The sequence below is a fragment of the Streptomyces sp. NPDC002795 genome (assembly GCF_042888725.1).
Taxonomy (GTDB): domain Bacteria; phylum Actinomycetota; class Actinomycetes; order Streptomycetales; family Streptomycetaceae; genus Streptomyces.
This window is the reverse complement of record NZ_JBIAQB010000007.1, coordinates 452,192-465,665: the sequence shown is the minus strand read 5'-3', so window position 1 is coordinate 465,665 and position 13,474 is coordinate 452,192. Positions and strand designations below refer to the sequence as shown.

Here is a 13,474-nt window from a genome sequence, read left to right as displayed (position 1 = left end):
CGGGGTGCCCCTTTTTCGACTTTCTTGTGAAAGTTTTCACAAATGCCCGAGGGTCCTTGGTCCCTACGGATCGCCGCAGGTGAGGCGGGGTGGCCGACACCCCGGCCAAAGCTCGCCGGGACCTTGGTCCCGCGACCCAGGGCCGTTCTCCGCCCCCTGAGCGGAGCGCTTAGGTGTGGAATTGAGGCATCAGCGAAAAAGGCGCGAAAAAGGGACCCTGCCGTGGATGTCGAGGGGACAGTCGACGAACTGGTCGCCGGAGCGCGCGAAGCGCTCGCGATGTTCGAGACGTACGACCAGGAACAGGTCGACCACATCGTCAAGAAGGCGTCGCTCGCGGCGCTCAGCCACCACGGCGACCTGGCGAAGGACGCCGTCGATGAGACCGGCCGGGGCGTGTTCGAGGACAAGGCGGTCAAGAACCTCTTCGCCTGCGAGCACGTCGTCAACTCGATGCGCGGCCTGAAGACGGCCGGGGCCGTCTCCCGTGACGAGATCAATGGCATCACCGAGATCGCCGAACCGGTCGGCGTCATCTGCGCGATGACCCCCGTCACCAACCCCACGTCGACCACGGTCTTCAAGGCGCTGATCGCCCTGAAGACCCGTAACCCGATCGTCTTCGCCTTCCATCCCAGCGCCCAGAAGTGCTCCGCGCGGGCCGCTCGCATCGTGCGCGACGCGGCCGTCGAGGCCGGCGCCCCCGCGCACTGCGTGCAGTGGATCGAGGAGCCGTCCATGGAGGCGACGGGCCTCCTGATGAACCACGAGGGCGTCTCCACGATCCTCGCCACCGGCGGCAATGCCATGGTCAAGGCCGCCTACTCGTGCGGGAAGCCCGCCCTCGGCGTCGGCGCGGGCAACGTACCCGCGTACGTCGCGAAGGACGCCAAGCTGGGCCGCGCCATCCACGACATCGTGCTCTCCAAGGCCTTCGACAACGGCATGATCTGCGCCTCCGAGCAGGCCGTGATCCTCGACCGGGAGATCTACGAGGACGGCATCGCCGAACTTCAGCGGCTCAACGCGCACGTGGTGACGGCCGCGGAGAAGGCCAAGCTGGAGGAGTTCGTCTTCGGCGCCACCGCCCACGGCAGCGACTGCTCGGGCGCCAAGCTGAACGCGTCCGTCGTCGGCAGGTCCGCCGCCTGGATCGCCGGGCAGGCCGGTTTCGAGGTCCCCGAGGACACCTCGATCCTCGTCGCCGAGTGCGCGGAGGTCGGTCCGGACGAGCCGCTCACCCGCGAGAAGCTCTCCCCGGTCCTCGCCGCCCTCAAGGCGAACGACACCGGGCACGGGCTCGAACTGGCCGTGCAGATGGTCGAGTTCAACGGGCTCGGCCACTCCGCCGCCATCCACACCGAGGACGAGGAGCTGGCCGAGGAGTTCGGCCGCCGGGTCAAGGCGGTCCGCGTCATCGTCAACTCGCCCTCCACCTTCGGCGGTATCGGCGACGTCTACAACTCCTTCCTCCCGTCGCTGACCCTCGGCTGCGGCTCCTACGGCCACAACTCCGTCTCGAACAACGTCTCCGCGGTCAACCTCGTCAACATCAAGCGGATCGGGCGGCGCAACACCAATATGCAGTGGTACAAGATCCCGCCGAAGATCTACTTCGAGCGGGGCGCCGTCAAGTACCTCGCCGAGATGGCCGACGTGCACCGTGTCACCGTCGTCACGGACAGGACGATGAGTGACATCGGCTTCGTCCAGAAGATCACCGACATCCTCAACTCCCGCTCCGAGGCTGTGACGTTGCAGGTCATCGACAACGTGGAGCCGAACCCGGAGCTGGCCACGGTGCGGGCGGGCGCCGCCGCGATGCGGGACTTCGGGCCCGACACGATCGTCGCGCTCGGCGGTGGTTCGCCGATGGACGCCGCGAAGATCATGTGGCTGATGTACGAGCACCCGGAGATCGAGTTCGCGGACACGAAGGAGAAGTTCTTCGACATCCGCAAGCGGGCCTACACGTTCCCGCAGCTGGGGGAGAGGGCGAAGCTCGTCGCCATCCCGACCACCTCCGGCACCGGCTCCGAGGTCACCCCCTTCGCCGTCATCTCCGACCCGGCCGCCGCCCAGAAGTACCCGCTCGCCGACTACGCGCTCACCCCGAACGTCGCGATCATCGACCCGATGCTGCCGATGAACCTGCCGCCGACGGTGACCGCCGACTCCGGCTTCGACGCGCTGACCCACGCGACGGAGGCCTACGTCTCGGTCTACGCGAACGACTTCACCGACGGCCAGTGCCTCCAGGCCATCAGGCTCGTCTTCGAGAACCTGGAGGCGTGCGTGAAGGACGGCGCCAGGGCCCCCGAGGCGCGCGAGAAGATGCACAACGCGTCCACCATCGCGGGCATGGCCTTCGCCAACGCCTTCCTCGGCCTCGTCCACGCGATGGCGCACACCCTCGGCAACACCTTCCACGTCGCGCACGGCCGCACCAACGCGCTGCTCCTCCCGCACGTCATCCGGCACAACGGCACCGTCTCGTACAAGGCGACGCCGTGGCCGAAGGCCGAGACGTACCGGGCGCCCGAGCGGCTCCAGGACATCGCGAGGATGCTGGGCCTGCCGGCGGCCACCCCCGAGGAGGGCGTGGAGTCGTACGCGAAGGCGGTCGAGGAACTGCGCGAGCGGTGCGGGATCCCGGCGTCGCTGCGTGAAGAGGGCGTCGACGAAGGGGAGTTCATGGAGGCCCTGCCGCAGCAGGCCATGAACGCCTACGCCGACCAGTGCGCGCCCGCCAACCCGCGGATGCCGATGATCGACGACATGAAGCGGCTGATGCGGCAGGCGTACTACGGAACCGAATAGCGCCCCGCTTCGAGCCCGCCGCGTCGTGTCACGACGCGGCGGGCTCCGCCGTCGGCTCCGGCCGCACGCCGCGACGCTTCTCGCGCAGGGCCGACACGAGCAGCGTCGCGACGATGCCCACCACCGCCCACGCGGACAGGACGAGCAGGGACTGCGTGAGGTCGTTGCCCTTGAAGTAGGCGATGGAGCGGGCCGCCCAGGTGCCCGCGCCCGGTGGCAGCCAGGGGCCGATCGCCTGCCAGAACGGCGGCAGCATCGGCAGCGGGAAGGCGCCGCCCGCGCTCGGATTGCCCGCGATGACGATCAGCAGGACCGCGAGGCCGATGCCGACGACGCCGGTGAGTTCCTCCAGGGCGAGCGTGATCGCGCCGACCGCGAAGGTGATCAGGGCGCCGAGCCCGGCCAGGCCCCAGAAGGATCCAGGCAGCGCGCCCAGGATCGAGTCGCCGATGATCAGTGAGCCGCCGATGCCGCCCACGATCGCGAAGACCGCGAGCGAGCCGAGCCGGATGGCGGCGCGCTGCGGGCTCGCCGGCTTGGACCCGGCGCTGATCGACATGATCGAGGCGCACAGATAGCCGCCGACGCACCAGCCGACGACGAGGTAGAAGGCCGAGAGGCCGTCGAAGTCCTGCACCGACGCCGGCGCCACGTCGACGGTCTTCACCGTGCGCTGCTGCTGGGCGTCGATCGTGGTGGCCAGGCCCTGGAGCGCGGACGCCAGGACCGTGCCGCCGCCGGACGCGACGTAGAGGGTGTCCTGCGCGCCCTTCGCGTGGAACACCAGGGCGCCGTCGATCTCCCGGTTCAGGACCTGCTCGCGGGCGGTCTTCGCGTCCTTGACCACCCGCGCGTCGAGCGGGGACCCCTGCAGCTTGTCCAGCTGCTCCGCGAGCTGCTTCGCCGCCGCGGGCTGCGGCGCGACGACGCCGAACGCGACGTCCTTCGGCTTCGGATTGTGCAGCGCCCCCACGTACGAGGTGATGAACAGGAGCTGGAGAGCCAGAACACCGATGACAAGGAGCGCGGCTCTGGGCGTGACGGCGTTTCTGAACTCTTCGGCGAACTTCATGCCTCAACGCTCGGGTGAGGCCCCGGCTCGTGCAGTCGGGGAGGGCCGAACGGGTGGGAGGCGGTTCAGGGTGGCGGGTTCCGGGTGGCGGGTTCAGCTCGCACAAATATTCGAACATGGTTTACGGTGAGGGCATCGGCCCTGATGAGGCTGGTGTGACAGGTCGGATAGAGGGGGGAGTAGTGGCGAGGTGGTTCGGATGCGGGGCTTTACGCATCTGCACACCGCCTCAGGCTTCTCCCTGCGGTACGGGGCCTCGCACCCGGACGCGCTCGCCGAGCGGGCCGCCGAGCGCGGCCTCGACGCCCTCGCCCTGACCGACCGGGACACCCTCGGCGGCGCCGTCCGCTTCGCCAAGGCCGCGGGCCGCGCCGGAATCAGGCCACTGTTCGGGGTGGACCTCGCCGTGGCCGCGCCCGTCGAAACGGCCGAGCGCACCGAACGGCGGCGCACCCCGGCCAGGGGCGGCGCGTTCGTCGACGAGTCGGCGCAGCGTGTCGTCTTCCTCGCCCAGGGCGGCGCGGACGGCTGGGCCGAACTGTGCCGGCTCGTCACCGCCGCGCACCGGGACGCGGGGGACAACCGCCGGCCCCTGCTGCCCTGGGACGCCCTGGGGGCGGACCACGGCCCCGTCCTCGTACTGCTCGGCCCCGACTCCGACGTCGGCCGCGCGCTCGCCGCGGGACGCCCGGACCGCGCGGCCCGGCTGCTCGCGCCCTGGCGGGAGCGGTACGGGAGCGCGGCGCTGCGGATCGAGGTCGTCTCCCACGGGCTGAGCGGCACAGGTCCCGGCTCGCTGCGGCACGCCGCGCGCGCCCTCGGATTCGCCGCGGACCAGGGGATCGCCCCGGTGCTCAGCAACGCCGTCCGCTACGCCGACTCCGGGCAGGGCCCGGTCGCGGACGTGCTGGACTCCGCGCGCCGCCTGGTGCCGATCGACCCGCGCTCCACGCTCGACAGCGGCGAGCGGTGGCTCAAGCCGGCCATCGACATGGCGCGCATCGCCGAGCAGGTCGCCGAGGCCGCCGGATACGGGGCCAACACCGCGCGCCGCCTCCTCGACGTCACCGAGGAGACCGCCCAGGCCTGCCGGGTCGACCCCGAGGACGACCTGGGGCTCGGCCGGGTGCACTTCCCCGAACCCGGCCTCGTGGGCGCCGCCCGGCGCACCCCCGACCGGGTGCTGCGCTCGCGCTGCACCGCCGCGATGCTGGCCCGCCGCTACGACTACAAGCGCCGGTACTGGGACCGTCTGGAGGACGAGCTGGGCCTGATCGAACGGCAGGGCTACGCCTCCTACTTCCTCACCGTCGCCCAAGTGGTCTCCGACACACGGGAGTTGGGCATCCGAGTCGCTGCGCGCGGCTCCGGCGCGGGCTCGCTGGTCAACCACCTCCTTGGCATCGCCACCGCCGACCCGGTCGAACACGGACTGCTCATGGAGCGCTTCCTGTCCGAGCAGCGCATGGAGCTGCCCGACATCGACATCGACGTGGAGTCCGCCCGCCGCCTGGAGGTCTACCGGGCGATCCTGGACCGCTTCGGACCCGAGCGGGTGGCCACCGTGTCCATGCCGGAGACCTACCGGGTCCGCCATGCCGTACGGGACGTCGGCCTCGCTCTCGGTATGGAGCCCGCCGAGGTGGACCGGCTCGCGAAGTCCTTCCCGCACATCCGCGCCCGCGACGCCCGCTCCGCGCTCCAGGAGCTGCCGGAGCTGCGCGGCATCGACCCGGAGGCGTACCCGCCGAGACTGTGGGACCTCGTCGAGGCACTCGACGCGCTGCCGCGCGGGATCGCCATGCACCCGTGCGGGGTGCTGCTCTCGGACACGTCCCTGCTGCGGCGCACCCCCGTCGTGCCGACCAGCACCGAGGGCTTTCCCATGTCCCAGTTCGACAAGGAGGACGTGGAGGACCTCGGGCTTCTCAAGCTCGACGTCCTCGGGGTGCGGATGCAGTCCGCGATGGCGCACTCGGTGGGCGAGATCGAGCGGGTGGCCGGGCGACCCGAAGACGTATCAGCTCATCCAGTCCTCCCAGACCTTGGGCTGCTTCCAGACCGAGTCGCCGGGGCTTCTCTACCGTCTGAGTCACTGTCGGTTTTCGGCTCGGACTTTGGCACGGAGGCATCTGCATGGAGGAGCCCGAGGGCTCTTGGGCTGTCGAGTTCTACGACCTCAGCCGGGACTTCCCTGTCCCCGTGGGCGGCGTGGATCTCGGGCAGCTGGGCGACGTACACGAAAGAGCACGCGAGAACGGAGCGCGGGATGGCACGCCGATCGTCTGGTCGAGACGGCACGGCACGGATCCGTGGATCAACCTCTTCTTCCGTGCTGACGAGATCGTATCCAAGCAGCGGACCACGTGGCGCCGGTACGCGTACGCGCTCGTCGTCTGGCTGAACTTTCTGGAGCAGCGGGGGCGGCTCTGGTACGAGGCGAGCAAGCGCGACTACGCGGACTTCAAGCACTGGCGGATGGCAGACTCCCGCAACTGCTGGCGGGTGGAGGGCACCTCCTTCGACACTGACCGGGCGGGACTGAAGAGGTTCTACGTGTGGGCCTCCGGCGAGTACGAGGTCTTCAATCCGATTCCGTCCCAGTCTGCGCAGTCCGGCGGCAACCTCGGGCAAGGGGCCGGGCGCCGGGATCCCTCCCGTCCGGCCGGAGCGCCTCGACGCCAGGTGAAATGGCTGCTGCGCAAGGCTTTCGAGCAGTGGAAGGACGTGGGGCTGAGGGGGTATGGGTTCGACGGCCTGCGCCCGGAGAGCTGGCACGGCTTCAACGAGGACCGCAACACGGCGTTCGTCGAGGGGCTGTGGGGTACGGGGCTTCGGCTGGAGGAGTGGGCGAGCGTCCTGGACGTCGAGCTGCCGCTGGTCCCGGTGACGAGCAGGTACCCGAAGGCGTGGCTGGCGCAGTCCTGCGCCAAGGGGCGTCGCTACGGACGTAACTACCGGATCCCGCGGGCGGTTGTGAAAGCCGTGGCAGGCTACATGGACCCGATGGAAGGCTCGCGAGCAGAGGCGATCGGGCGGGCGCAGCGGGTCGGTCGGTACGAGCGGGTGCCAGGCCTCGTGATGGTGACCGGGCACAACCCCCGTGCGCGGACACTCAAAGTGCGGACCCCGCGCGGGAGTTCCGCGACGATGTCCCTTGATGTTCTGGGTCCACAAGAGCGGCTCCGCTTGTTCCGGGAGACAGAACACGGGCTGGAGCCGCTCGCCGTCTGGCTGAGCGTCGACGGCCTGCCGCATCGGGCCCACAGCTGGGAGAACACGTTCGCTACCGCCAACTCCCGGGTTGCCCAGGCGTGGGCACGCTCGCGGTGGCCCGGGTTTGACGACCTGGAGGCGGAGCAGCGGGAGAGGCGGGCCTCCCAGTGTCCGCTGTGGGCTCGGCCGCACATGCTGCGGCACTCCTACGCGCTGGTCTGGTACTCGATCCTGAGCGCCGTATGGGAGCAGCGCCTGCAGGGGTTCACCGAAGCCGAGAAGCATTCGTTTCGTGAGCAGTTCGGCGACATCTGGTACCAGCTGGCCACGATGCTCGGGCATCGCAACCCGCAGACCACCAGGGACTGGTACCTGGCACCCTTCACGGCCCTGGAAGTCGACTACCTGATGGCGTTGGTCGACGGTGATCAGCGGGAGGCCGTCGACATTCTGCTGGGGAGAATCGCCGCGGATAGTGAGCTGGTCCTGTCTCCGGTTCCCGAGGATGGGGAGCTTCTCGACGACCCGGAGGACGGCGAATGAGCCGGCGAGGTCGCAAGGCGAGCGTGCCTTCCGGGGACTGGCAGTCGCCGGAGCGGCTTGTCATCACTGAGGACGAGTGCAGCGTCTTCTTCGTCGAGGAGAAGGGGCGCTGCAGCAAGGTGTACGACTTTGCGAAACTGCAGGTCAGCGCTGGTATTCAGCGGTGGCTGGCCCGGTCGTTCGCGCGGGTGACTGGACCGACTTGCGGAGTCAAGCGGGTTAGTGCTGCCGAGGGTCTCTGGTGCGGGGTGCAGCTCCTGGCGGGATATCTCGCGAAAGTGGACCCGGTCGTGTACGAGCCCGCGCACATCACTGCCGCCCACATCAAGGAGAGCTTGCTTGCCGTTTCCCTGGGCTCCAGGAAGTCCCATGTGGAGCGACTGCGTGCGATCTTCCGTGCCGACAAGGAGCTGTCGACCGAGGCGCGCAACGCCATCCTGTACGGGCGGTTGCCCGCGTACGAGTCGAAGGTGCAGCCGTACAGCCACGAGGAGCACCAGGAGCTCATGACCGCGGTTCGTCACGACATCCGCGTCGCCCGCGACCGGATCCAAGAGGGGCGCGAGGTCCTGGCCGCGTACCGCCGCGGCGACCTCGGCCCACCCGGCCGTTTCAACCATGCCGAGAAGCTCGGCCGCGTGCTGGACACCCTCGACCGAACCGGGGACGTGCCACGGCGCGTGACACCGTCGTCGCCACAGGGCGGGATCCCCGCCTGGGTGCAGGCACTGGGCGGGGTCTCCGGACTTGTGTCCCGGCTGACGCTGACGCGCACGGAGACGGTGGCGTTCTGCTTGATGTTCATCGATCTGACTAGTGAGAACTTCGGCACGATCGGAGAGTGGCCGGCGGCGCACTTCCGGCCGGACGGTGACCTTGGAGGGCCCGCACTGGCTCTCGTGGACGAAGTGAAGCCACGTCGAGGGCCGTCGTTGGAGTTCATGGTGACGTCGTTGGAGGATGTCCCTGCATCGCTTTCCGACGTGCTGCAGATGAAGGATGACGACAAGCATCTGCTCCGTTCTGCCTTCCGCGTCTACCAACTGCTGCTGGACCTGACGGAGTTCGCGAGACGCCACGGCGGAGACACACACGCCTTCTGTTACCCGAAAGTCCGCGCTCGGGGAGGTCTCGCGTGGGGGAACGGCACCCATCGGAGCGGGATCGTGGCCTGGGCGGCGGGGCACGGCTTCCGTCCTGAGGAGAGAGCCGGCCGCCCGGAAAGCGAGGGTGATACGCCTGGTGAACTCATCGACGATGGTGCGACGACCGAGCAGGACAGGGGGAAGGAGAAGGCCGAAGAGGCAGCGGACAAGGGGCTGGCGGTCAATGTGCACCGGCTTCGGCGGGCGGCGCTGGAGCGCGGGGGAAGACCCGTGGCGCACACCAGGGAGACGTATCAGAACTATCTGCGGACGAGCCGTCCGGCGACTGAGCGCGGGCGCACGGTCATGCGCGAAGCGCTGGAGGAAGAGGTCACCAAGGCACGCGCGGTGCAGGAGATTCCGGTGCTGACGGACGACTTCCTCGCACGTGCTGCCGAGGCTCCGAAGCAGGCCGCGGCCGATATCGGCGTGGACACGGAGACTCTCGCCCGGCTGGTCTCCGGTGAGCAGGACACCGTGCTGGTGGGCTGCACGGCCCCGGAGGACAGCCCGCTCACGGGGTCCGGAAAGCCATGCGGCGCCTCATTCCTCGACGACTGCCTGCGGTGCGAGAACGCGCGTGCACTGCCCCGCCACCTGTCGGTCCAAGTCGAGGCGCACGGTCGCCTCAAGCATCTGCAGCGCGACCTTGATCCACGCCTGTGGGCCCACCTCCACGCCGAGACATTCGCCCGTCTGTCCAACCTGCTGGGGCACTACACCCCGGCCGAGCGCTCCGACGCCCGCGACCGCGTCACGGCCGCCGAGCGAGCGCTCGTGGACGACCTCATCAACGGAAGGATGAACCTGCGGTGACAACCGTGTCGTCACCCGGCCCCTCGGCCGGGGCAGCCCTTCTGCCGGGACCGGATACCGTGGTCCTGGCTCACCGCCCGCTCCGTGACTCGACGGACAAGGCCACACTGTCCCGGTTCGGGGACCCGGTCTGGCGTCTGGGTCCAGGGCTGCTTGACGATCAGCTGTGCCCGGTCAGTGAGAACTGGCCGCGTCTGGTGCCCGACTCTTTGCGGGAAGGCTTCACGACGTGCGCATGGGTCGCGCTCAACACCAACTGGCCCGCTCAACTGCGGCCGGGACTGATCGATGAGCAGCCCGAGGTCCTGACGATCCACAAATGGGTCATGTCCATGTCGCCTTTTGCCGCATGGCTGGATTCCCGCGGTTTCACGCGCTTGTGTGATGTCAGCAGTCGGGACCTGGGCCTGTACAAGAGCCACGTCCTTGCCCTGCCCAACTCCACGGAGGACAAGAGACGCCTGCTGCACGCGGTTCGGGTCGTCTGGGGTTACCGGGACGCGCTGCCCGACGAGCACCGTCTCCCGCCCCGCAGACCATGGGGTGCCGCCTCGACGGATGACCTGGTCGGCGTCAAGCGCGTGCAGAGCCGGTACAACAAGACGCCGCGCATCGATCCCCTCACCATGGATGCCTTGCTGGCATGGGCCCTTCGGATGGTCGAGGGCTTCGGGCCCGACATCCGCGACGCGGCCCGTGAAGCACGACTGCTCTTGGACGGGCGGCATCCGGCGACCCTGGCAGCACGTGACCGGTTCGGTTCCGGTTCCTTGAAGGGTCGTCTCGCGGTCTACCTGGCCGAACTTCACCGCGCGGGCCGCGGCCTGCCCGGCACGAAACGCCGCGAGCGCCACGGCGGCCAGCTCGGAGTGGATCACCAGCACATCGCCCGCATGGTGGCGTCCACCGGACCTCATGTGAAGCCGTACGACGGCCTGTTGCTGTCCATGGCTGAGGGCTACGGCCTTGAACTGGAATCCGACGCCTACTTTCTCGGCCCGATCGCGGGCAGCTTCCAGGGTGCTCCGTGGCGCGACCGCCCGATCGGTGTGCGCGAGGTCAACCAGCTGGTGCGCTACTTGACGGCCGCATGCTTCATCGTCATCTGCTACCTCTCCGGCATGCGCAGCGGCGAGGTTCTGCAGCTCCGCCGCGGATGCCTGCGCGAGGACGAGTACGGCGGACTGGTGCTCGTTGGGCGGCGCAGCAAAGGTTCCGACCATGATCCCGATCCCGACCCGGAGGGGACGGAGGAACGGGCGTGGGCCGTGGTCGGAGCGGTCGCTCCCGTCGTGCAGATGCTGGAGTCGCTCTCCGGTGCCGAGCTGCTGTTCCCGCCGAGCCGGCAACGCACCACCACGGTCCGCTCGCGCCGGAAGCAGTCGAAGCCGACGGGCACGATGAACGACGACATCCGGGAGTTCATGGGCTGGGTGAACGCCCAGTTCTCCGGCCGGGACGATCCGGCCATCCCGCCCGACCCGACGAAGGACATTCACGCGGCACGTTTCCGCCGCACGCTCGCCCACTTCGTGGTACGACGCCCGGGCGGACTCGCGGCGGCGCAAGGGCAGTACGGGCATATTCGAGCCAAGGTGACACTCGGCTACGCCGGAGACGCCGACACCAGCTGGATGGAGGACCTCGCCCTCGAGGAGCTGGAGATGGTCAGCGAGCAGGTGGACGAGGACCTGCGAGCGCTCGACGACGGCGAACACGTCAGCGGGCCGTCCGCACGGGAGTACCGGCACCGGGTCCGGAAGTCCGCGGCCGTGTTCACAGGGCGCGTCGTCATCCAGGCCGACAACGCCCGACGCCTACTGTCCAGCAAGCATCCCGACATTCACCACGGACAGGGCATGACCTGCGTGTGGCGATACGAGACCGCGGGCTGCCGGGAGGAACGAGAAGTGGCCGGAGTGGATGTGCACGGACCGGACGAGCCGCTCTGCCGCACCGAATGCGTCAACCTCGCCTACACCGACCGCAACATCGAGGACAAGAAGAGAGAACTCGCCCGGCACGAGGCCGCCGCAGTCGATCCGCTGTCGCCAAGGCCCCTGAGGGACCGGGAGGCGGCGAAAGCCACCCAGGCGCGCGCGGTGATCACCGCACATGAACTGGGGCGGCACGGAAACAGCCAGCAGAAACCAGTGGGTAAGGAGCGGCTTGATGGGACGCAGACCTCGTGACCGGGACAGAGATGCCACCGCGATCAAAGCGGCGGCCGAGCGGCTACTGGCCGGAACCCCCCTGCGCTCGGCCTCGGGCAGGCTGACCGCCACCGAACTTATTGTCGAGGCGGGACTGCGCCGCGACGTTGTATATCCCCACCACCAGGACCTGGTCGATGAGTTCCGGCTTTGCGCCCAGGCGCAGGACCGCGTGCCGACTGCGGCCCAGGAACTCGCCGAGCGGTACGCGGCCGTGACCGAGGAGCTGAAGGAGACCACGCAACAGCTCGCAAAGGAAAGGAAGTTGACCGCCTACCTGCGCCGAACCACCGTGGAGCTGGCCATCGAGGCGGAGAACCTGCGCCGCGACCAGGAGGACGCTGCCGACGCCACGGTGGTGTCGATGCAGCGACGGCGCGGGCCGGGCCGCAGGTTCCCGCCGTCGGGGCCGGGGAGCTGAAGAGTCACGGCCCCTGATCTGCGCGAACGGTTCTTCCAGAGGGCGGCCATTGACCGCATCCGGCGTGGAATAATTTGAGGTGCTATTCTGAGGAGTGAACTGAGGCCGGAGGAGGTGGAGGAATGGTCGGCACGCAAGCCCACCCCGGGATGCTTGTCCTGCTGCGTGAGTCTCGCGGGCTCACGCAGGCGGAGGTCTGTGCGGCCATGTCCAAGGCATCTCCCATGGGTGCGACGGCGGTGTCGCAGGGATACGTGAGCCGAGCGGAGTCAGGGCGACTCGCCGTCTGTGACGACCGGCTGGAGTGGTACGCGGCCGCGCTCGGCTACCCGCAGGACCTGCTCTGTCTGGATCCGCAGGTGGGAGGGGTGGGCGTCGGGCTGATCCATCACCGCAAGAAGGCCGCCCTGTCCGCCTCCGCGCTACGCCAGGTGCACGCCCAACTGACCCTCACCCGAATGCAGTTGCAAGGAATCACGTCGGCGGCACGGACTCCTGGCGAGGCTTCCGGGTTTGCGCGCGTGCCGTTGTCTACGCTCACGACCCCGAAGGACGCCGCCCGACAAGTACGCAAGGCGTGGGGGCTGTCCCCGGGGCCGGTTCCGGACGTGATCGAGGCGGTCGAGAACGCCGGAGGGCTGGTAGCCGTACGAGATCTCGGCAGCGATCTGCTGGACGCCGTCAGCCAGTGGGGCGAGGCCGGGCCCCCGCTGCTCCTGGTCAACGACCGGGCGCCCGGCGACCGTTGCCGGTTCAGCGTCGCTCATGAACTCGGCCACCTGATCATGCACGTGGAGCCCGGCGCCGGGTCCCAGCAGGAGAAGCAGGCCGACGCCTTCGCGGCGGAACTCCTCATGCCGGCCGCCGACATCCGGAACGCCTTCAAGGGCGGCGTCGATCTGCAACGGCTCATGGAACTCAAGCGAACCTGGCGGGTATCCATGAGCGCCCTGCTGCGCCGCGCCCTTGACTTGAACGCCCTGACCGAGTGGCAGCACCGTACCCTCGTCATCGAGATGTCCGCACTCGGCTACCGCACGGCCGAACCCGTGAAGATCCCCCGCGAGCAACCCCGGACCGTGCCTGCACTCGTACGAACATTGCTCAACGAGCGCGGGCTTACCCTCGAAGCGGCAGCTGCCTGCGCCCGGTTGCTGCCCGAGGACTTCCAGCACTTGTACGTCGAAGGTCACCGCACGTCACCGTTGCCGTCGCATTGAAGGACCGT

General features: G+C 68.9%; 7 protein-coding genes and 1 pseudogene. 7 read left to right on the top strand and 1 reads right to left on the bottom strand.

What is annotated here, in order from left to right; all coding sequences use genetic code 11:
- Positions 1–222 precede the first annotated feature (222 nt).
- Entirely contained in the window at positions 223–2,820 is a 2,598-nt protein-coding gene (gene adhE / locus ACFYWS_RS23500) for a bifunctional acetaldehyde-CoA/alcohol dehydrogenase (protein WP_389279692.1), read from the top strand.
- A gap of 28 nt (positions 2,821–2,848) precedes the next feature.
- Here the strand turns inward: adhE and ACFYWS_RS23495 are convergent, their stop codons facing one another.
- Positions 2,849–3,892 (bottom strand): DUF3533 domain-containing protein, encoded by a 1,044-nt coding sequence (locus ACFYWS_RS23495; RefSeq protein ID WP_389279690.1) that lies wholly within the window; start codon positions 3,890–3,892, stop codon positions 2,849–2,851.
- A gap of 199 nt (positions 3,893–4,091) precedes the next feature.
- On the opposite strand from ACFYWS_RS23495, the pseudogene ACFYWS_RS23490 reads away from it, so the two are divergent.
- The 6 genes and pseudogenes from ACFYWS_RS23490 to ACFYWS_RS23465 all read left to right on the top strand — a co-directional run.
- A pseudogene (locus ACFYWS_RS23490) lies at positions 4,092–5,967 on the top strand (PHP domain-containing protein); the annotation flags it as partial.
- A 127-nt stretch (positions 5,968–6,094) separates the two neighbouring features.
- Positions 6,095–7,651 (top strand): integrase, encoded by a 1,557-nt coding sequence (locus tag ACFYWS_RS23485; RefSeq protein WP_389279688.1) that lies wholly within the window; start codon positions 6,095–6,097, stop codon positions 7,649–7,651.
- Positions 7,648–9,612 (top strand): hypothetical protein, encoded by a 1,965-nt coding sequence (locus tag ACFYWS_RS23480; RefSeq protein WP_389279686.1) that lies wholly within the window; start codon positions 7,648–7,650, stop codon positions 9,610–9,612. The genes ACFYWS_RS23485 and ACFYWS_RS23480 overlap by 4 nt, the downstream gene beginning before the upstream one ends.
- Positions 9,609–11,804, top strand: coding sequence for a hypothetical protein (locus ACFYWS_RS23475; protein WP_389279684.1), 2,196 nt, complete (start codon positions 9,609–9,611; stop codon positions 11,802–11,804). The genes ACFYWS_RS23480 and ACFYWS_RS23475 overlap by 4 nt, the downstream gene beginning before the upstream one ends.
- Entirely contained in the window at positions 11,785–12,246 is a 462-nt protein-coding gene (locus ACFYWS_RS23470) for a hypothetical protein (protein ID WP_389279682.1), read from the top strand. Before ACFYWS_RS23475 ends, ACFYWS_RS23470 begins: the two co-directional genes overlap by 20 nt.
- A gap of 122 nt (positions 12,247–12,368) precedes the next feature.
- Entirely contained in the window at positions 12,369–13,466 is a 1,098-nt protein-coding gene (locus ACFYWS_RS23465) for an ImmA/IrrE family metallo-endopeptidase (protein ID WP_389279680.1), read from the top strand.
- Positions 13,467–13,474: the final 8 nt, after the last annotated feature.

Coding starts and splice junctions, on each gene's coding strand:
- ACFYWS_RS23465 (WP_389279680.1), top strand. CDS start 12,369: ATGGTCGGCACGCAAGCCCACCCCGGGATGCTTGTCCTGCTGCGTGAG.
- ACFYWS_RS23470 (WP_389279682.1), top strand. CDS start 11,785: ATGGGACGCAGACCTCGTGACCGGGACAGAGATGCCACCGCGATCAAA.
- ACFYWS_RS23495 (WP_389279690.1), bottom strand. CDS start 3,892: ATGAAGTTCGCCGAAGAGTTCAGAAACGCCGTCACGCCCAGAGCCGCG.
- ACFYWS_RS23480 (WP_389279686.1), top strand. CDS start 7,648: ATGAGCCGGCGAGGTCGCAAGGCGAGCGTGCCTTCCGGGGACTGGCAG.